The sequence below is a fragment of the Pedobacter steynii genome (assembly GCF_900103665.1).
GTDB classification, from domain to species: Bacteria; Bacteroidota; Bacteroidia; order Sphingobacteriales; family Sphingobacteriaceae; genus Pedobacter; species Pedobacter steynii.
Window position 1 is genome coordinate 21,832 of sequence record NZ_FNGY01000005.1, and the last position, 18,654, is coordinate 40,485.

An 18,654-nucleotide genomic window follows, 5' to 3' on the forward strand; every position below is an offset into this window, starting at 1 on the left:
GAACAGACATGAACAGGATAACTACAAATATTAATCGATTAACAGCAATTGCAGCTACTGTATTGTTCATTGCCGCGATATCGGCATGTAATAAGGATTTTCCAAGCCGTTTAAAAGATGCCTCTGGTAATGATACCGCGGGTATTAGCGCTAAAGCAAGAAAAGTACTATACATCATAGTAGATGGTGCGAGGGGAAAGGCGATAAAGAGCATTAACCCTCCTAATATTGCAAGAATTACTAAAAATTCCATTTATGCCTTGGATGCTTTAAGTGATTACAACAAAAATACGCTAACAAATGCCGGTGCCTGGGCAAATATGATTACAGGGGTGGGTACTGATAAGCATGGTGTCATTTCAGAAGATTTTGCGGGTAATAAGCTTGCGGCCTATCCAAGCGTATTTACGCGCTTAAAGCAAGCTAACGCTAAATTGAGAACAGTTTCTATAGCGGCCTCAGGTGCATTTAATGCTAATTTCTCAGCAGATGCAACAGTTCGTCAGAATTTTGAAAATAATGATGTATCTGTTAAGAACGCCGTTAAGGACGAGTTAATGAATGGGGATGCTGCTCTTGTTGTAGCTCAATTCCATAGTGCTGAATTAGCAGCAAAGGCTTCAAACTACGAAACCTATACACCGGAATATGCAAATGCCATTCTTCAGATCGACAATTATATAGGAGAGATCATGGCGGCATTAAGCAGCAGAAAGACTTTCTCAAACGAGAACTGGCTGGTCGTAATTGCTTCAAATAAGGGGGGAGTAATTACACCAGATCCAGCCAGTACAGATCTTACTCAGTACGGAGACCAAACCAGGAACAATTTTGTGATATTCTATAACCCTCGTTTTAGTACTTTATTTATTCCTAAACCTAACTCCGATCAGATTCCTTATGTGGGGACAAGCGTACAATTCAATTATACGGTCCGGCCTACGGCGATTGTTACAGACGTAAATGCCTATAACTTTGGTGCGAACGGAAATTATACCATAGAACTGCTAATTAAAAGTAAAGCAGGCTCATACTTCTATCCTACATTTTTATCTAAACGGGCTGCAAGTTTTACAGGTGCCGGATGGAATATGTTTTTGGAAGGAGATAAGTGGACCCTTAACTCCTCAGTTGCCAATCAGGCACAGGGAGGTGTGGTTTCCGATGATAAATGGCATAAACTTACTGCAGTTTTTGACGGGACCAATAAGAAGGTACGTGCATATACCGACGGGGTATTAAATACAGAAAGAGATATGAATACCAATAACATGAACAATACCTCTTCATTCAAGATTGGATACAATCCAGGAAGCGAAAGCAACAATGCGAATGTGCTTGTTAATAGCTTACAGGTTTATAATGTTGCTTTAACCACGCAGGAGATCAGCAATTACAGCTGTAAGACCATTGTTGCCCCGACAAATCCACGTTATGGAAATCTTATCGGATACTGGCCATTGAACGAAGGTGCTGGTACCACAATAAAGGATATCAGTGGAAAGGGAAAGGATTTATTAATGGGTGGTAGTCCGGTATGGGAGAATTTCAGTGATGCAGGGTCCTTATTGTGTCCGGAAATTAATGATTCCTATTTCAGACTGGTTCCTAACAATGTCGATATACCATTTGAGCTATACCAATGGCTTGGTATCTCAATCCCGCTTGCCTGGAGCCTTGATGGCAAAGCATGGAATCCTATTTATTCAGATATTAAACCTTAACCAGATATGAAAAATACCATTTTTTCTAACACAATACTGGCATTTGTAGGTGTACTTACTTTAGCCTCGTGCGAAAAATACCGTTACAATTTTGATGACGGCGTTAATAAACCAAGTACAGCGGAAAGCCAGCAGACTGTAGATACCGCTATGACAATTGTAGACCGCTCACTTTATTCCAGAGCACGTATTTTTCCAGGAATGGTTGAAGCAACTGAGCCAAGGGTAAAAGATTTGAAGTTTACCCTGGATCTGAATTTTTCAGCATCCAACTCCTACTTACTACGGATACAATCTGCACCAATGCCTCAGTTTAGTACGGGGTTTTATGCACCTGCCGGAGAGTTGATCAAAATTGTGGTTCCCACAGGAATTAACGGTTTAAGTGTGCAGGTAGGTGGACATACGGATAACCTTACCGGTCAGCTAAACTTAAAACGAGACCCGATTATTGTGATGAACAGGCAATTGTATCCCGGAGATAACTATGTAAGAAACTTGTATGGAGGTACCATTTATATCAATGCGGCTTTCGGTATCCCGCAACCGGTAGAATTTTCCATTACCGGAGCAGTAAAATCTCCTGATTTTGTGCTGGGGCAAAGTGTTAATGATGCCTGGATTAAAGAAGTAAAAGCATCTACTGTTCCATGGCTGGAGATGCGCACCAAGCGTATTGTTTTTCTCATTCCAAGAGATTTCCTGATCAGAAATTTTGCTTCAGCGAAACCTTTAACCGATCCGACGGCTTTGATGACCGCATGGAATGATGTTTTTGAGCTTGATTACAATAAATGGATGGGGCTTTCTGATAATCCGGCCGATACCAGAGACAGAAGCCCACAGGGTGCCTGGAGAGAAGTGCTGGATATTCAACCTTCCGTAGGGTACGGACATAGCGGCTGGCCGGTAGTTGCGACTATGGACGACGAATGGTTCAATAGTGTTGTGAGCATAGATCAGTTGTTACACGGCGCAAACTGGGGTACCTATCACGAATTCGGACACAATTGTCAGCAGGTTTCTACATGGAGCTGGAGTACGCTGGGTGAAACCACGAACAATCTCTTCAACTTTAAGGTCGCCAACAGGAATGCTGTAAATTTCGCTGTTCTGCATGGAGTGGACTGGCTGCAACCTGCTCTTGCTTTCGCAGCAACTGCCGGTACTAAAAACTTTGACGGTTCGGTAGCGGCGATAAATGATCCATTTGCCAGAATGATCCCTTTCCTTCAGATTTTTGGAATTTATGGTTACGATGCGATGCCTTATTTGTATACTGCAGCCAGACATGCACAGCGTTTTTCAAACACAGATCTTGATAAGCACGACTTTGTTTATGAACGCTTTTCTGAATACTCAAAGATAGATTTAAGACCTTTCTTTGAAGCTTGGGGCATCGCGCTAAGTTCACAATCTACTATCCGCATAGCAAAGATGTTCCCCTTACTCGATAAGAAAATATGGACTTATAATCCAGTCACAAAAACCGGCGGAACGGAGAAATATGATCCGATTAAAATTACGGCAAGTTCAGAGGAATTAACTGGTGAAGGTGCTACAAATGGAAGGGCCACTGCAATGATAGATGGTAGTAATGCTACTTTCTGGCATTCCCGTTGGTCCTCAGCTCCTTTTGGTACGATGCCGTATACGCTACTTTTAGACTTAGGTTCTGCTAAATCAGCTAAGGGGATGTATTTTGTTCCAAGGGCAAGTAGCGGTCAGGTTCCAAAAGATATAGAAGTCTTTAAAAGCGAAAACAATACCGATTGGGTGAGTATTGGTACTTTCCAAATCGGGAGCGCAGCTGGAGCAAGGAACAACTATAACTTCCCGGCAACGATAGCAAACAGATATTATAAAATTGTAATTAAGAACAACTGGGCAAATAATAGCAATGCAGCTCTTGCCGAGCTTAATATTATTCAACCTTAATGCATTCTAAATCATAAAGAATCATGATGAAACTAAAAAATACATTGCTATTTACCGGAGCACTAATCATCAGTGCAACTGTTTTTAATGCCTGTAAGAGATATGAAAACCCACCCCAGGTATTTGAAGAGTATGGGGATAATGGAACCAATCTGGCCACAAGAAAGGTTCTGGTTATTAACATTGATGGGGCAGTAGGTGCAGATATTAAAACGATCAATCCTCCAAATATAGCCGCGTTGATTAAAACCGGGAAATATAGCTTCACGGTGTTGAGAGATGCCATTCCTACTGATGGAGGATCTATTGCAAGTATGCTGACCGGGGTGTCTTCGGCAAAACATAAAATTGTTGATGATACCTATATTCCGCATAATGGTAGTGATGACGATCACAGTGTAATTACCAACTACCCTTCAGTTTTCTCCAGAATGCTGGATGTAAGGCCAGAATTTAAAACGGTTACCATCACAACAGACGTGGCCTTAAATAAATACGTGATACACTCAGATCACCGTATTTTAAATGCCACCGATGCTTTGGTTAAAGATTCTGCGGTTAACATCCTGCAGAATAACAATGCAAGAATGGTCTTTGTTGACTTTCGGGATGTAAAAACCGCTGGTAAAGCAGGTGGATTTGCTGCGGATGCACCTGCCTACAAGGGCGCTATTGAAAAAACGGATGGCTATGTTGGCGAGATGGTCGCTGCGCTGAAGAAGCGTAAAGATTACGCTAAAGAAGATTGGCTGATTATTGTAACTACGAACCGGGGAGGCGATGAGAGCAACTCTAAGCCTGGATTTCTGATCTGCTCGAATCCAAGCTTTAAAGAAAAAGGAGTTTCTAAAGAAGGATTCAATACCATGCACTTCAAAGGGACCTCTACTTTCGCAACAGTAAACAACGACAATGGATTGTATAATGCCGGAACAGACAAGGACTTTACTGTACAGTTGCAGATTAAATCGAATGTTGGTAATTCTTATCCTGGCTTTTTCTCAAAAAGTACCGGCGTTTCTGGTGGAACTACCACCGGCTGGACAATGATGCAAGACGGTACAAAATATTCGGTAATTTTTGGGGGCTCTGCAAATGGAGGAACCGGTAAAAATCAAATCAATGGAAATGCCGTTTTTGATGGAAAATGGCATACCATTACTGTGACCGTAAAACTTAGTGGTGGTGTGAGAACAGCTACACTTTATACAGATGGCTTACAGGTGGCTACCGGAAATATTACTGCAGCAAAAGATTTAAGTACCACTGGTCCCTTAACTATAGGGCATAAAAATATCGATGGCAGTAGTAATCTGGATTTTTATGCGGCAGATATTGAGTACTTCAACGTCGCTCTGGATGCGACCACAGTTAAAGATAATATCGCACTAAAAGACGTAACTAAACATCCGAAATATGCAAATCTGATCGGATATTGGCCTCTTGACGATGGGGGTGGCGCAGTGATAAATAACGTTGCACCGACAGGTTATAACTTTCTAATGAAGGGAAGTGGAACCTGGGACGCTTTAGGAAATGATATTCCCGGAAGCAGGAGCCCTCAGAATATTACCGATGGCACCTTGTCTGTTATTGCAACAGGAGCAGATGTAACCGCCCTTACTTTTTATTGGTTAAAAGTGCCTGTTATATCTGGTTGGGGGTTGGATGGCGTTTCATGGATTTCAAATTTCGAAATCGAGTTTATCAAATAACTGCCCATTTACAAATTTAAATGAAGATGAAAATGATTAAAATAAAAGGAATTTATACAGGTGTATTACTCATTGCCCTTTTTACGGCATGTAAAAAGAACCCGGTAACCCCTGTAGTTGAAACTCCTGAGGTTTCCGCAGTCGTTCCTGAGGATCCGAATTACCAAACGGTAGCTGCCAGTATTGAGATTTCTCCGGTATTGGAAGGTGCAAAGTTTGTATGGGTAAATGCCTCGAAAAAGGCAGTTACTTTAAAATTTAAGTATACAATTGATGGCATTAACAAGGAAACGCTGGTTGACAATAATGTAGCGGCAAATGGTACAGTTACGATTCCCATTTTTGAGTTGACCAACTTCTCCATTGCCATTTCAAATACTGGAGGTAAGGTGTTGACAACAAGGTTAATGGGCGTGTTGCCAGTTCAAAAGCCGGAAGCTAAACTAGCCAAAACGGGGTGGACTGCTACGGCATCGAGTGAAATTAACAATCCAGATGAAGAGCTAAATGGGGCTATGAATATTGTGGATGCAGTTGACCTGAAAAGTATTACTAACCCTTCAGCTCCTTCTTTTTGGCAGTCAGATTATAATCTTGATCCAATTTATCCTTACCCTCATTGGTTAATTGTTGACCTGAAGCAGGCCATTAAGATTACTAAGGTAGGTTTGAATGCGCATAATGACGGAAATCAGGGCTTTACCCAATTTAAGCTTGAAGGAAGCGTAGATGGAATTGGTTTTACCAATATAGGAGGGGGAACAGATAAGACATTTAATCCAAAAATAACCACCGAACAGCTTTTTGCTGTTAGTCCTGCAACTGCCATCCGGTATGTTAAGATTACGTTGTTATTGGGCTCTCCATATCCTTGTCTTGGTAATTTTGAAGCCTACGCAAGACAATAAACTACTGTCCATCCGCTTTGTATGATTAAAAATTAAAATATATGCAGCTTTACGAATGGGTGATCTTAGTGTTAACCATCATTGATGGTATGATCGTTCTTGGCATAAGTGCTATGAAAGACAACGCTTAAAAATGCAAAAGGCCAATCATTGATTGGCCTTTTGCATTTTATAATTCTACTATGTAAATAGTTCCTGAAGATCTCTGTCGGCAGTAGGGATTTTCTTTAAGAAGTCGTCGAACCCAGCTCCTTCTTGTGAACTGTACATGCCATAGGCATCTAAAATATATCCGATCTGTCCGTCTTTATCTTCTAATAAGTAAAGGACGGAATTATCACCCGGATCTGAAGCTCCTTCAAAACGGTATGTTTTTATAATGGACAAATCTTCCGGGTTGTAGATTTTATTGGCGCCAACACCTTGCATTTTACCATGATCGGTCATCTTGATTTCGTTATCCAGGCCTTTTAACCTTAATTTTTCTAAAATCTGGCTAAGCGTATTCATTTCTATCGGCTGTTCCATAATGATTGATGTTTTATACTTAATTAAACAACGGGATAAGAAAATGGTTTTTTGTTTATGCAATTGAGCACTATTTGTCATCATGATTAAAACTTAGCACAATGGCAACCTTAAACGTTCCTCAAAATGGCCAGGCCATGAAAGGAAAAAACAGAACCCGAAAAGCAGTACCTTCAGTAGACCTGACTGCAATGGTAGATCTAGCTTTTCTCTTAATCACCTTTTTTATGCTCACTACGTCGTTGTCTAAGTCTCAGGCAATGGAGATAGCCAAGCCGGTAATTAATGTGCCCAGTCAGCCTTATCCGGCCTCACGTACAGTTACGTTGCTTTTGGGAAAGGGAAATCATATCGTTTGGTATAGGGGCGAAGCAGGAAAGTCGGAGCCTCAAAAAGCTACCTTTGCTACGATCCATGAGGTCCTGAACAGGAATAAGTCGGCTATTGCGAAGACACATGGTAATGACCCTTCGAAATTTATGGTGGTGATCATTAAGCCTACTGAAAAGTCTACCTATAAAAATTTTGTAGATGCATTGGATGAAATGAAGATCACCGATGTGAAATCTTATTTGATAGATGATGGTCATTTATTGAAAGAAGATGCTGCCTTGCTGGCAAAACTTGGCCTGTAAGACCCGAGCAATACCATAACAGATCCCAAACAAAAAAGGCTGAATGAACAATTACGATGTTCAATCAGCCTTTTTTCAACGTGATTTTAATGCTTATAGTGCAAATGCAGCTTTTACTTTATCTACGAAGTCAAGTTTTTCCCAGGTAAACAATTCTACGGTTACTGTTTTTTCTTCTCCGTTTGGAGTTCTGAAAGTTTTAGTAACAGTTTCAGATTTACGACCCATATGACCATAAGCCGCAGTTTCGCTATAAATTGGGTTTCTTAATTTTAAGCGTTGCTCAATAAAGTAAGGACGCATATCAAATAAACCTTCCACAATTTTAGCGATCTCGCCATCTGTTTTGTTTACTTTTCCTGTTCCGTAAGTGTTAATGTAGATTCCCATCGGTTTCGCTACACCAATAGCATAGCTCACTTGCACAAGAATTTCTTCAGCAACACCTGCAGCTACCAGGTTTTTAGCGATATGACGTGTAGCGTAGGCTGCACTTCTATCTACTTTACTTGGATCTTTTCCTGAGAACGCACCACCACCATGTGCACCTTTACCGCCGTAAGTATCTACGATGATTTTACGGCCCGTTAATCCGGTATCACCATGTGGTCCACCGATCACAAATTTACCGGTTGGGTTGATATGGTATTCAATTGCATCATTAAATAAATGTGCATATTGAGGGTATTTGGCAATAATTCTTGGGATCAGAATAGCCACAAGATCTGTTTTGATTTTTGCCAGCATGGTGGATTCTTCATCAAAATCATCATGCTGAGTAGAAATTACAATGGCATCAATGCGGACAGGCTTGTTATTATCGTCGTATTCTAAGGTTACTTGTGATTTTGCATCAGGACGTAAATAAGTGATTTCGTTATTTTCGCGTCTTAAAGCGGCAAGTTCCTGCAATAGTTTATGAGAAAGGTCAAGGGCTAAAGGCATATAGTCTTCAGTTTCGTTAGTTGCATAACCAAACATCATTCCCTGATCTCCTGCACCTTGTTCTTCTTTACTGCTTCTGTCAACACCCTGGTTGATATCCTGAGATTGTTCATGTATCGCAGAAAGAATCCCGCAGGAGTTTGCTTCGAACATGTACTCACTTTTCGTATAACCAATCTTTCTGATTACATCACGTGCAATCTGCTGCACATCAAGATAAGTTTTGGACTTTACTTCACCAGCTAAAATAACCTGACCAGTTGTAACAAGTGTTTCACATGCCACCTTTGACTCCGCGTCAAAAGCAAGGAAATTATCAATTAATGCGTCGGAGATTTGATCTGCGATCTTATCTGGATGACCTTCGGAAACAGATTCTGATGTAAATAAGTATGACATCTTAAATAATTAATTTTGTAATAAACAATTATATAAAATGGCTTCTGATCCTGTAAAACAGGTCGTAAAATGAAGTGAATAATAGGTTAGCACTTTTTTTTACGTGGTTGCAATCCCGCTATTTTTGATGATAGCATCGCAAATCAGTCCACTTTAATGTTGCAAAATTACTATATATATTCAAATAGTCAAAAAATATCAATTATTTTGTACCGTATTTAAACCAGTATTTTGTCAAAATCGAATATTTTATTTATTATCAACCCCATCTCAGGAGGGAAAGATAAGTTGAAGATTCCGGGGCTAATCGATGCGAATTTGGATCGTTCCAAATTTAATGCGAACTATAGCTTTACGGAATATATTGGTCATGCCTCAGAAATTGCGGAAGAAGCGGCGAGTAAAAATTTCGACATCATCGTTGCTGTTGGTGGGGACGGAACCATCAATGAGATCGGAACTAAGGTGATGCAACAAAATAAAATTCTTGGGATCCTTCCATTCGGCTCTGGGAATGGTTTGTCAAGGTTCCTGAAAATCCCGATGAATACCACCCAGGCCATTAAAGTGATCAATGATTGTAAAGTTCGGGTAATCGACACCGCAAAATTTAATGACAAATGTTTTTTTAATATGGCGGGGATGGGATTTGATGCTCATATCAGCTCCGTTTTTGCAGGAAACAAATCCAGGGGACTTTCAGGATACCTGAAACTCGGGTTTAAAGAGATGCTGGATTATAAACCACAGACCTATCATATATATATAGATGGTAAAGAATACATCAGAAAAGCATTTGTGGTCAGTGTTGCCAATTCTTCTCAGTATGGAAATAATGCCCATATTGCACCTAATGCTTCTATTACAGATGGTTTATTAGATGTTTGCATCATTAAGGAGTTTCCTATGTACAAAATTCCGGTATTGGCTTACCATATGCTGAATGGTTCTGCTGATCAGTCCAATATGGTCGAGATCATTCAGGGAAGGGAAATCCGTATTCAAAGAATGTCTAACGATGCCATCCATATTGATGGGGAACCTTTTTTTATGGGCAAGGAAATAAATGTTTCTATTGTACCATTGTCATTAAACATCATTACACCTGATTATGAAAGCTAAAAAGAAAATATTGAATGATTTTGGCGGGATTATGTTTTCTACAGATCCTTCCTTTATATATGAATCAGAAACTGAAGATGTAAATGAGCCGCTTCCTAACCAACAACAAGACCTGAGGGTAATGCTGGACAGGAAAAACCGCGGTGGAAAAGGCGTAACGCTGGTTACCGGTTTTATCGGGACGACAGAAGCGTTGGAGACGCTGGCTAAAATGTTAAAATCTAAATGTGGAGTAGGAGGGGCCGCAAAAGACGGCGAGATCCTAATTCAAGGCGATTTTAGGGACAAAGTTTTGGTACTTCTTCAAAAAGAAGGATATAAAGTCAAAAAATCAGGAGGCTGATAAATCGCCTTAATTATTTTGTAATTGTCTGATTTATAGTTGTTTTTGTGTTAGTGTACACGACACAATAAGTAAAATTTTTCCTGCAAAAGCACCGCTTTTCCCTTTTTATCTGTATAACTTTGCCTCACTAACTTATTTATTTATGAGCAAAGCACTTACGCTTAAGCCGGATTTGAGCTATTTGAATTTAAATTCAGATCAATCCTTATACCAGCTTGATGTAGCACAATTGGTTGAAGAGGCCTTAAAAAATGGAGAAGGAACCCTTGCCGATACCGGAGCATTGGCAATTGATACAGGTAAATTTACCGGTCGTTCTCCAAAAGACAGATTTATTGTTTGCGATGAATTAACAGAAGACTCGGTTTGGTGGGGAGATATAAATATTAAATTTAGCCCTGAAAATTTTGATGCCCTTCTGGAGAAGGTAACTACGCACCTTAATCAGCAGAAATATTATGTAAGGGATGCTTACGCCTGTGCGGATGAGAGTTATAAAACTACGATCAGAGTAGTTACAGAGACTGCTTATCAGAATTTGTTTGCAAACAACCTGTTTCTAAGATTTGGAGAGGAAGACGTTGTGGAAACCCCGGAATGGACCATCATCGCTGCTCCAACATTTTTTGCAGATCCTGCCGTTGACGGGACACGTCAGGGAAATTTCTCTTTATTGAATTTTTCCAGGAAAATGATCCTCATCGGAGGATCAGGCTATACCGGTGAGATAAAAAAAGGAATTTTTTCGGTGCTTAATTTTATCCTCCCTGAACAAAGAAACACCTTGTCTATGCATTGTTCTGCTAATGTAGGCGAGGCAGGTGATACAGCCATCTTCTTTGGATTGTCAGGAACGGGAAAAACAACGCTTTCTGCAGATCCTGAAAGAGGTCTTATTGGCGACGATGAGCATGGTTGGGGTAAAGAAACCATTTTCAACTTTGAAGGTGGCTGTTATGCCAAGTGTGTAGACCTTACTGAGGAAAAAGAACCGCAGATTTTTAAAGCGATTAAGTTTGGGTCATTAATTGAGAATACCAATTATTTTCCCGGAACACGTACCGTAGATTTCAGTAATATTGATAAAACAGAAAATACAAGGGTTGCTTATCCGATTCATTATATTGAGAATGCAGTAGTTCCCTCTATTGCTGGTACTCCTAAAAATGTGTTTTTCCTGACTGCAGATGCATTTGGTGTATTGCCGCCAATTTCAAAATTGACTCCAGGACAGGCTATGTTCCATTTTATTTCAGGATATACGGCGAAGGTTGCAGGAACAGAAGCAGGTGTTACTGAGCCACAACTTACGTTTTCTGCGTGTTTTGGTAAGGCATTCATGCCTTTACATCCTACAAAATATGCATCACTTCTCGGTGAAAAGATGCGTGCGCACGACGTAAATGTCTGGTTGGTGAATACTGGATGGAGCGGTGGTGCTTATGGCGTTGGAAAAAGGATGAAACTGGCTTATACCAGGGCTATGATTACGGCTGCCTTAAAAGGGGAACTGGAAAATGAAAGCTTTAATGCAGATCCGATCTTTGGTTTACAAATTCCTGAAGCATGTCCTGGTGTTCCATCAGAAATATTACATCCTAAGAATACCTGGGAAGATGGAAAAAAATATGACCAGAAAGCAAATGAACTTGCGTTGGCATTTGTCAACAATTTTAAACAGTTTGAAGCTTTTGCAAGTGAAGAAATGCTCGCTTCATTCCCTAAAGTTGTCGAAAACGCACCTTAAAGCATTTTTTTTGCTCAAAAATTTGCATTTCAATTTTTTTTTAGTTTTAATTGTGAAAGATTGTCTCCACACCGAGACAATCTTTTTTAATATACGCCGATACGGACAGGGGGGAGATGTCTCAAAGGGAAGGAACTAACGATTATTTAATTTGGAATTAAAATCAAAGTTATAAATTTGTTCTTACAACAATTGTTTGTAATGATCGTTGTGTGTATTACAGAATATTAATCTAAATTTAAAAAAAACACAAGTACTAAAAACTAAAAAACTAAAAAAAAATGGCAAACGCACCAAAACCAACAACAGTTAAAAAAGAAAGCTCATCTGCTTCAAATTTATTCGCTACATTAACTATTCCTATTTGTATCATTATCGGAATTCTTGTTTTCAAGTTTATTCTAGGTGATAGAAATAACTTCATTGATGGTGCAGATCCGGATTTGCACGAAACACTTCCAAAAGTAGGTAACTACGCAGGTATGGCTTACAAAGGTGGTGTAATCGTACCGGTACTAATGGGTATGTTTTTAATGGTTATTGTATTCTCTATTGAGCGTATGATTGTTATTGGAAAAGCAACAGGTAAAGGTAGCTTAGATGCTTTCGTTAAAAAAGTACAGGCGCTTTTAAACTCAAATAACATCGAAGGTGCTATGGCTGAGTGTGATAGACAACAAGGTTCAGTGGCTAACGTAATTAAATCTGGTTTGAAAAAATACAGAGAAATGGAAGTTGAGCCTAACATGGATACAGATCAGAAATGTTTAGCTATCCAGAAAGATATCGAAGAAGCAACTACATTAGAAATGCCAATGTTAGAGCAAAACTTAACAGTAATTGCAACATTAGTATCAGTAGGTACATTAACAGGTCTATTAGGAACAGTAACGGGTATGATCAAGGCCTTCGGTGGTTTGGCTAACTCTGGTGCTCCGGATCAGGCTGCATTAGCAACTGGTATCTCTGAGGCTTTGATTAACACTGCAACTGGTATTGGTACTTCTACTTTCGCAATTATCATGTACAACATCTTGACTTCAAAAATTGATAAATTAACTTATGCAATTGATGAAGCAGGTTTCAGCATCATCCAAACTTACGCTTCTACGCATAAATAAAAAATAATGTATTTTTTTTACCGGCTTTTATGGAAAACCGGAAGAATTAACATCATTAGTTAAATACATCAATAATTTTTAAAATTATGCCAAGAGCAAAGGTCCAAAGAAAGAGTACTGCGATAGATATGACCGCCATGTGCGACGTATCCTTCCTATTACTTACTTTCTTTATTTTAACAGCAACAGCACGCCAGCCTGATCCTTTGGATGTTACTATCCCTTCATCGACCTATAAACTTAAAGTTCCTGATTTGGACATGGGTATATTATCGATAGGTAAAGGCAAAGTGTTTTATGAGATCGTTGGGAAAGACGTTAAAATGTCGACCCTTGATAAAATGGGTGAGAAATACAGCATTAAATTCACTCCTGAAGAGAGAGAACGTTTTGGTGTTATTGGTGCTTTCGGAGTACCTGTTCAGAGTTTAAAGCAATTTATAATGATGAGCAGCGATGAGAGAACTAAATCCAATATCGCTACTGGTATCCCTGCTGATTCAACAAACAATCAATTGGCGGAATGGATTTTGCAATCCCGTACTTCCGTTGCGGAATTACACGGTACTTCGATGCGTGTAAGTATCAAAGGTGATGCTCAGGAAGAATATCCTGCAGTAAAGAAAATCGTAGATATTCTGCAGAAGCAAAAAATCAACAAGTTTAGTTTAATCACATCTGCCGAAGGCGATGCTAAATAGATAAATATTATGGCAGAATTAGATACCTCCGGCGGGGGGAAAAAAGGCAAAAAAGTAAGGAGTAAGAAAGCGAATACCAAAGTCGATTTGACGGCGATGGTGGATTTGGCCTTCTTGCTGATCACCTTCTTTATGTTGACCACTTCCCTGTCGAAACCAATTGCAATGGATATTGCAAAGCCTGATAAAGATGACAAGTCTACTGAAAAGAACGAATTACGTGCTTCGGAGACGATGACCATTCTATTGGGAAAAAACAACAAAGTAGCTTGGTACATGGGGGAGGCTGGGAAGTCTACTCCTAATGTGGAAAGTTTCAGCGATGTGAGAAAATCAATATTAGATAATAAAAAGAAAGTAGCAGAAACAACTGGCGGAAGACAGATCATCATGGTGATCAAACCTACTTCAGGAGCGACCTATAAGAACTTCGTTGATATTATGGACGAATTAGCGATCACTAAGATCACTACTGCGCCTGCAATTGATGATGAGAACATTACTGATGCTGAAAAAGATTTCATGAAGGGTGCTGGAATTTTATAATAAGAGAATTAATAATATTAAATAGTAAGCTATGTTAGGTTCTAAAATAGATTTATTGAAACGGGAATGGCTTGATGTAGTATTTGCAAACAAGAACAAAAGTTATGGAGCTTATGAGCTTCGTAGTTCTAGTGCCGCAAATACCTCAAAAGCTTTACTGATTGCATCTACAATTTTTATAGTTGCGTTTGTATCCCCTAAAATTTTTAGCTTGATCAAAGGCAGTCTTCCCGAAGACAAAGAGGTCAAGCAAGTAGAGGTTGTGGTTGCACCACCGCCACCGGTGAATCCGGATACCCCTCCACCGCCACCGGTAGAGCCTCCGCCACCGAAACAGGATCAGATTAAATTCCCTCCTCCGATTGTTAAACCGGATAATGAGGTAGTAGATAAAGAACCTGTTCAGATCGAAGATTTGAAAAAAGCAGATCCTGGTCAGAAAACGATCGAAGGTGATCCTACAGCTGATATTGTTATTGCCGGTCCGGTTGGAGATGGTCCAAAACAAGCAGCAGTGGTAGAAGATACTAAGGTTTATGACTTTGTGAGCATTGAAACACAGCCAGGTTTCCCTGGAGGTATGGAGAAATTTTATGCTTATTTGAAAAAAGCAGTAAGATATCCGGCAATGGCCCAGGAAAACAACATTCAGGGTAAAGTGTTCTTATCTTTCGTAGTAGAAAAAAATGGAGACTTAACCGACATCAAAGTTGAAAGAAAACTAGGTGGTGGTACGGATGAGGAAGCAATCAGAGTATTGAAAGCAAGTCCACGCTGGACTCCAGGTATTCAGAACGGAAAACCGGTACGTGTGAAGTACAATATTCCAATCAGCTTTACCTTATCACAATAGAATAAAAGAATGTTTAACTTGAAAACATTTAAACAGAAATCGCCTCAACAGCGATTTCTGTTCATTTTAGGCCTAGTGATGTTTACGTTTTATCTGATTTTGGGATTGTTATTGATCTTCTGGAAAGATATTCCGTTTGAAATCGAAAAAACCTACCGTATCCTATTTGGGCTTTTGTTAATCGCCTATGCTGCAATTAGATTTACCCGGTTGATCAATCCAAAAGAGGATTAATTTCTACAATTTGGGCATCATCATCAAAATATAGCTGAAATCAAATGAAACACCTGAGTCTGATATTATTGTTATTTGTATTTGTAGCCTGCAAGCGCAAAGCAAAAAAGGAAAATGCCGTGGAAGAAACACGTACCTCCGGGAGCGTGAAAATTCTGGTCGACGAATCATTTTCCGGGGTCTTGGGAGATCAGGTTGACGTTTTTAAAGCAGATTACCCTAATGCTACTTTTAACATTGTTAAAGGGAATGAAAACAAAATTATTCCTACCTTTCTGAACGATAGCACAAGAGTGATTATATTGTCACGAATGCTGAGGCCAGAGGAGGATAAGATGTACAGGAACAGGAGTATCGTACCTAAAACTTCCAGATTTGCGATTGATGGGATTGCCCTGATCACAAATGCGGCTAATATTGATACCAATATTACCGTTAAAGAGGTAATCGAAATTCTAAAAGGAACTGCAACGGACGGGAAGCAATTGGTTTTTGATAATGCTTATTCCAGTACTTTGCGATATTTTAAAGATCTGGCGGGTATAAAGGAACTTCCTAAAAAAGGAGTTTATACTTTGCAGAACAATAATGACGTGATAACGTACGTTGCTGATAAAAAAGATTTTATTGGAGTGGTTGGTGTCAACTGGCTGATCTCGAATAGTAAAGAAATGTCAGAGTCGATTGCAAAAATAAAAGTAATGGGCCTGAAAAATTTACCCGGCAAGAAAGGGGATAGCACTTTTTACAAGCCTGATCAGAAAAATCTGATTAGCGGAATTTATCCTTTTTTAAGGAACATTTACATCATCAATGCAGAAGGACGTGAGGGTTTAGGCACAGGTTTTGCAAACTGGTTAGTAAGCCAGAGGGGGCAACTGATTGTACTCAAATCAGGACTGGGCCCACATAAGATGATGCCGAGAGAATTTAATTTTAAGAATACAAACTAAATTTTATATTTGAACCATGAAAATGACAAAGAAAGCAATAACCTTAGGTTTAGGTTTAGTAGTGATGGGTTCTGCCTCTTTTGCTCAAAGCTTAAATGATGCAAAAAAGGCAATAGATGCCGAACAGTACCAGAAAGCGACCACCATGCTTAAAGCATTGGTGAAATCACAAGCCAGTAAAGGAGAAAATTACTTTAATTTAGGTGATGTTTATCTAAGAATGGATTATGTAGATTCTGCAAGAGCAGTATTTACACAAGGCGTTACTGCTGATCCAAAAAACGCTTTAAACTATATTGGTTTAGGAGAGGCTGATTTATTTTCTAATAACCCAACTTCAGCAAACACCAATTTTGCTAAAGCAGTTGAAGTATCTTCTAAAAAAGATTATATCCCACAGCTATATATCGGTAAAGCATACATTGCCACTGATAAGCCAGATTTCACTTCAGCACTGCCTTACCTTCAAAAAGCAGATGAATTGGATAAAGACGATAAAGATGCAGAGACTTTCCTGGCATTAGGTGATTATTATGCCTTGCAAAAAAAGAATTCTGAAGCTTTACAAAATTATATGAGAGCTTTGAACATTAATGCAGGTCTTTTAAGAGCTACAGTTCAAATCGGAAGGATGTATACAGAATCAAGAGCATTTCCTGAAGCAGAGGAGCGCTTAAAAGAAGCGATTGCTGCAGATGCGAATTATGGTCCTGCTTATAGAGAAATCGCAGAGCTTTACATGCAATGGGCAAATCAGATTGCTACCGAACAAGTGGCTAAATCTGCTTTGGCATTGACTAATTATAAAAAGTACCTTGACCTGACTGACCAGTCTTACGAATCAAAACTTCGTTATGCACAATTCTTGTTCTATGCGAAAGATTTCCAAACTTTAGAGCAGGAAACAAGCAAGCTGGCTACAATGAATCCTAACGATCCAAAAAGTCTTGTGGTATCAAGATTACGTGGCTATTCTGCTTATGAAAATAAGAACTATCCAAAGAGTCTAGAGTATATGAATGATTTCTTTGCGAAAGTTAAAGATACTTCACGTATTGTAGCCTCCGATTATCTATATCTTGGAAGGGCTTTGATGCAAAATGGCAATGACAGTCTTGCATTAAAAAATATCGTTAAAGCGGTAGAGAAAGATTCTACAAATGCAGAAGCTTTAGAAGAAGTGGCGACATCTCTTTTCAAAGCTAAAAACTACGCTAAAGCTGGTGATGTATTTGCGATTGCCATCAAAGCAAACCCTAATGGTAAAAATGCATTGACAAACCACTATTACCTGGGCGTGTCGAAGTATGTAAACTATGCAACACTTTATCGTGAGAAAAAGAATCCGGACAGAAAGATTCTTGCCGATGCAGATTCTGCTTTTACCAATATCCTTAAAAATAAGAACGATTTTATTCCAGCTTATGCTTACAGAGCGCGTATTGCAAAATACCTGGATGATGATGCGAATCCAAAATGGTTAGCGGCACCATATTATGAGCAATTGATTCAATTGGTGACCGTAACTAAACCTGAGTTGGCAACCGGAGCTGCAAAAGAGCTTGTTGAAGCTTATGTTTATGTGGGTTCTTTCTTAGCTGAAACTGATAAAGTGAAAGCTAAAGATTACCTGACTAAAGCCCTTGCTATTGATCCTCAGAACTCAGGAGCACAGGAACGTTTAAAACAATTAGCTGGACCAGCGCCTAAAAGCCCGGTAAAGAAAAAGTAATATTTTCGAATAATTGAAATAAAAGAAAAAGGCAGGGTTGTTATCCTGCCTTTTTCTTTTATTTTTGTCCCAAATTTAATGTCATGGAAACCCAAAGTGTACCTGTAGATTTTTTACCTATTGTATTTCAAGTTATTGTTGCTTTAGGATTTGTTGTCGTTACCTTGATCGCAACTCATTTTTTAGGCCCTAAAAGAAAGACTGCAGATAAATTATCAACTTTCGAGGCCGGGATTAAAGTCGTTGGAAATGCGCGTCAGCCATTCTCCATTAAGTACTTCTTAGTCGCCATCCTGTTCGTTCTGTTCGACGTGGAGGTAATCTTCATGTATCCATGGGCAGTTAACTTTAGAGAGCTTGGAATGACCGGTATGATCGAAATGTTCATCTTCATGGGCACCTTGTTACTTGGTTTTATCTACATTTTGAAAAAGAAAGCTTTAGACTGGAATTAACCTATTTAGATTGTTTCTAAATGATCATAGTTTAGGTCAATTGCTTCCAAAA

The 18,654-nt window shown here is 39.3% G+C and carries 17 protein-coding genes; 15 read left to right on the forward strand and 2 right to left on the reverse strand.

Annotation, left to right across the window (positions count from 1 at the left end; translation table 11 throughout):
* Positions 1 to 8 precede the first annotated feature (8 nt).
* The 4 genes from BLQ87_RS14490 to BLQ87_RS14505 are packed head-to-tail and all read left to right on the forward strand — an operon-like array spanning position 9 to position 6,285.
* Positions 9 to 1,724, forward strand: coding sequence for a LamG-like jellyroll fold domain-containing protein (locus BLQ87_RS14490; protein WP_074607997.1), 1,716 nt, complete (start codon positions 9 to 11; stop codon positions 1,722 to 1,724).
* A 6-nt stretch (positions 1,725 to 1,730) separates the two neighbouring features.
* Positions 1,731 to 3,662 (forward strand): M60 family metallopeptidase, encoded by a 1,932-nt coding sequence (locus BLQ87_RS14495; RefSeq protein WP_074608000.1) that lies wholly within the window; start codon positions 1,731 to 1,733, stop codon positions 3,660 to 3,662.
* 23 nt (positions 3,663 to 3,685) lie between these two features.
* Complete coding sequence (locus BLQ87_RS14500) at positions 3,686 to 5,377, forward strand: LamG-like jellyroll fold domain-containing protein (protein ID WP_074608002.1); 1,692 nt, start codon at positions 3,686 to 3,688, stop codon at positions 5,375 to 5,377.
* A 32-nt stretch (positions 5,378 to 5,409) separates the two neighbouring features.
* Positions 5,410 to 6,285, forward strand: coding sequence for a discoidin domain-containing protein (locus BLQ87_RS14505; protein WP_172664878.1), 876 nt, complete (start codon positions 5,410 to 5,412; stop codon positions 6,283 to 6,285).
* A 180-nt stretch (positions 6,286 to 6,465) separates the two neighbouring features.
* On the opposite strand, the gene BLQ87_RS14510 is transcribed toward BLQ87_RS14505, so the two are convergent.
* The gene (locus tag BLQ87_RS14510) at positions 6,466 to 6,813 is read right to left on the reverse strand and encodes a hypothetical protein (RefSeq protein WP_074608929.1); all 348 of its coding nucleotides are present in this window, start codon (positions 6,811 to 6,813) and stop codon (positions 6,466 to 6,468) included.
* A 101-nt stretch (positions 6,814 to 6,914) separates the two neighbouring features.
* Between BLQ87_RS14510 and BLQ87_RS14515 the strand changes: the two genes are divergently transcribed.
* Positions 6,915 to 7,448, forward strand: coding sequence for an ExbD/TolR family protein (locus BLQ87_RS14515; protein ID WP_074608006.1), 534 nt, complete (start codon positions 6,915 to 6,917; stop codon positions 7,446 to 7,448).
* A gap of 93 nt (positions 7,449 to 7,541) precedes the next feature.
* Here BLQ87_RS14515 and metK read toward each other — a convergent pair whose 3' ends face one another.
* Complete coding sequence (gene metK, locus BLQ87_RS14520; protein ID WP_074608008.1) at positions 7,542 to 8,792, reverse strand: methionine adenosyltransferase; 1,251 nt, start codon at positions 8,790 to 8,792, stop codon at positions 7,542 to 7,544.
* A gap of 231 nt (positions 8,793 to 9,023) precedes the next feature.
* Here metK and BLQ87_RS14525 point away from each other — a divergent pair, with 231 nt between their 5' ends.
* The 10 genes from BLQ87_RS14525 (at position 9,024) to BLQ87_RS14575 (ending at position 18,602) form a co-directional block, all read left to right on the forward strand.
* Positions 9,024 to 9,914 carry a diacylglycerol/lipid kinase family protein gene (locus tag BLQ87_RS14525; protein ID WP_074608010.1) on the forward strand — a complete coding sequence of 297 codons (891 nt, stop codon included), beginning with the start codon at positions 9,024 to 9,026 and terminating at the stop codon, positions 9,912 to 9,914.
* Positions 9,904 to 10,257 (forward strand): translation initiation factor, encoded by a 354-nt coding sequence (locus BLQ87_RS14530; protein ID WP_074608012.1) that lies wholly within the window; start codon positions 9,904 to 9,906, stop codon positions 10,255 to 10,257. The genes BLQ87_RS14525 and BLQ87_RS14530 overlap by 11 nt, the downstream gene beginning before the upstream one ends.
* 145 nt (positions 10,258 to 10,402) lie before the next feature.
* Complete coding sequence (gene pckA, locus BLQ87_RS14535; RefSeq protein ID WP_074608015.1) at positions 10,403 to 12,007, forward strand: phosphoenolpyruvate carboxykinase (ATP); 1,605 nt, start codon at positions 10,403 to 10,405, stop codon at positions 12,005 to 12,007.
* 281 nt (positions 12,008 to 12,288) lie between these two features.
* A complete protein-coding gene (locus BLQ87_RS14540; protein WP_074608017.1) occupies positions 12,289 to 13,128 on the forward strand; it encodes a MotA/TolQ/ExbB proton channel family protein in 840 nt (279 codons plus the stop codon).
* A gap of 86 nt (positions 13,129 to 13,214) precedes the next feature.
* Entirely contained in the window at positions 13,215 to 13,829 is a 615-nt protein-coding gene (locus BLQ87_RS14545) for an ExbD/TolR family protein (RefSeq protein WP_074608019.1), read from the forward strand.
* A gap of 9 nt (positions 13,830 to 13,838) precedes the next feature.
* Positions 13,839 to 14,375 carry an ExbD/TolR family protein gene (locus BLQ87_RS14550; RefSeq protein WP_074608021.1) on the forward strand — a complete coding sequence of 179 codons (537 nt, stop codon included), beginning with the start codon at positions 13,839 to 13,841 and terminating at the stop codon, positions 14,373 to 14,375.
* Positions 14,376 to 14,406: 31 nt separating this feature from the next.
* On the forward strand, positions 14,407 to 15,228 hold the full coding sequence (locus BLQ87_RS14555; RefSeq protein WP_074608023.1) for an energy transducer TonB: 822 nt from the start codon (positions 14,407 to 14,409) through the stop codon (positions 15,226 to 15,228).
* 278 nt (positions 15,229 to 15,506) lie between these two features.
* Complete coding sequence (locus BLQ87_RS14565) at positions 15,507 to 16,415, forward strand: PstS family phosphate ABC transporter substrate-binding protein (protein ID WP_074608027.1); 909 nt, start codon at positions 15,507 to 15,509, stop codon at positions 16,413 to 16,415.
* A gap of 16 nt (positions 16,416 to 16,431) precedes the next feature.
* Positions 16,432 to 18,147 (forward strand): tetratricopeptide repeat protein, encoded by a 1,716-nt coding sequence (locus BLQ87_RS14570; protein WP_074608029.1) that lies wholly within the window; start codon positions 16,432 to 16,434, stop codon positions 18,145 to 18,147.
* An 83-nt stretch (positions 18,148 to 18,230) separates the two neighbouring features.
* On the forward strand, positions 18,231 to 18,602 hold the full coding sequence (locus tag BLQ87_RS14575) for an NADH-quinone oxidoreductase subunit A (protein WP_074608031.1): 372 nt from the start codon (positions 18,231 to 18,233) through the stop codon (positions 18,600 to 18,602).
* The last annotated feature ends 52 nt before the right edge of the window (positions 18,603 to 18,654 follow it).

What these genes read in the sequence shown, in the direction of transcription:
- BLQ87_RS14570 (WP_074608029.1), top strand. Translation starts at nt 16,432, where the DNA reads ATGAAAATGACAAAGAAAGCAATAACCTTAGGTTTAGGTTTAGTAGTG.
- BLQ87_RS14575 (WP_074608031.1), top strand. Translation starts at nt 18,231, where the DNA reads ATGGAAACCCAAAGTGTACCTGTAGATTTTTTACCTATTGTATTTCAA.
- pckA (WP_074608015.1), top strand. Translation starts at nt 10,403, where the DNA reads ATGAGCAAAGCACTTACGCTTAAGCCGGATTTGAGCTATTTGAATTTA.
- BLQ87_RS14505 (WP_172664878.1), top strand. Translation starts at nt 5,410, where the DNA reads ATGATTAAAATAAAAGGAATTTATACAGGTGTATTACTCATTGCCCTT.
- BLQ87_RS14515 (WP_074608006.1), top strand. Translation starts at nt 6,915, where the DNA reads ATGGCAACCTTAAACGTTCCTCAAAATGGCCAGGCCATGAAAGGAAAA.
- BLQ87_RS14495 (WP_074608000.1), top strand. Translation starts at nt 1,731, where the DNA reads ATGAAAAATACCATTTTTTCTAACACAATACTGGCATTTGTAGGTGTA.
- BLQ87_RS14510 (WP_074608929.1), bottom strand. Translation starts at nt 6,813, where the DNA reads ATGGAACAGCCGATAGAAATGAATACGCTTAGCCAGATTTTAGAAAAA.
- BLQ87_RS14540 (WP_074608017.1), top strand. Translation starts at nt 12,289, where the DNA reads ATGGCAAACGCACCAAAACCAACAACAGTTAAAAAAGAAAGCTCATCT.
- BLQ87_RS14500 (WP_074608002.1), top strand. Translation starts at nt 3,686, where the DNA reads ATGATGAAACTAAAAAATACATTGCTATTTACCGGAGCACTAATCATC.
- BLQ87_RS14550 (WP_074608021.1), top strand. Translation starts at nt 13,839, where the DNA reads ATGGCAGAATTAGATACCTCCGGCGGGGGGAAAAAAGGCAAAAAAGTA.
- BLQ87_RS14490 (WP_074607997.1), top strand. Translation starts at nt 9, where the DNA reads ATGAACAGGATAACTACAAATATTAATCGATTAACAGCAATTGCAGCT.
- BLQ87_RS14565 (WP_074608027.1), top strand. Translation starts at nt 15,507, where the DNA reads ATGAAACACCTGAGTCTGATATTATTGTTATTTGTATTTGTAGCCTGC.
- metK (WP_074608008.1), bottom strand. Translation starts at nt 8,792, where the DNA reads ATGTCATACTTATTTACATCAGAATCTGTTTCCGAAGGTCATCCAGAT.
- BLQ87_RS14530 (WP_074608012.1), top strand. Translation starts at nt 9,904, where the DNA reads ATGAAAGCTAAAAAGAAAATATTGAATGATTTTGGCGGGATTATGTTT.
- BLQ87_RS14545 (WP_074608019.1), top strand. Translation starts at nt 13,215, where the DNA reads ATGCCAAGAGCAAAGGTCCAAAGAAAGAGTACTGCGATAGATATGACC.
- BLQ87_RS14555 (WP_074608023.1), top strand. Translation starts at nt 14,407, where the DNA reads ATGTTAGGTTCTAAAATAGATTTATTGAAACGGGAATGGCTTGATGTA.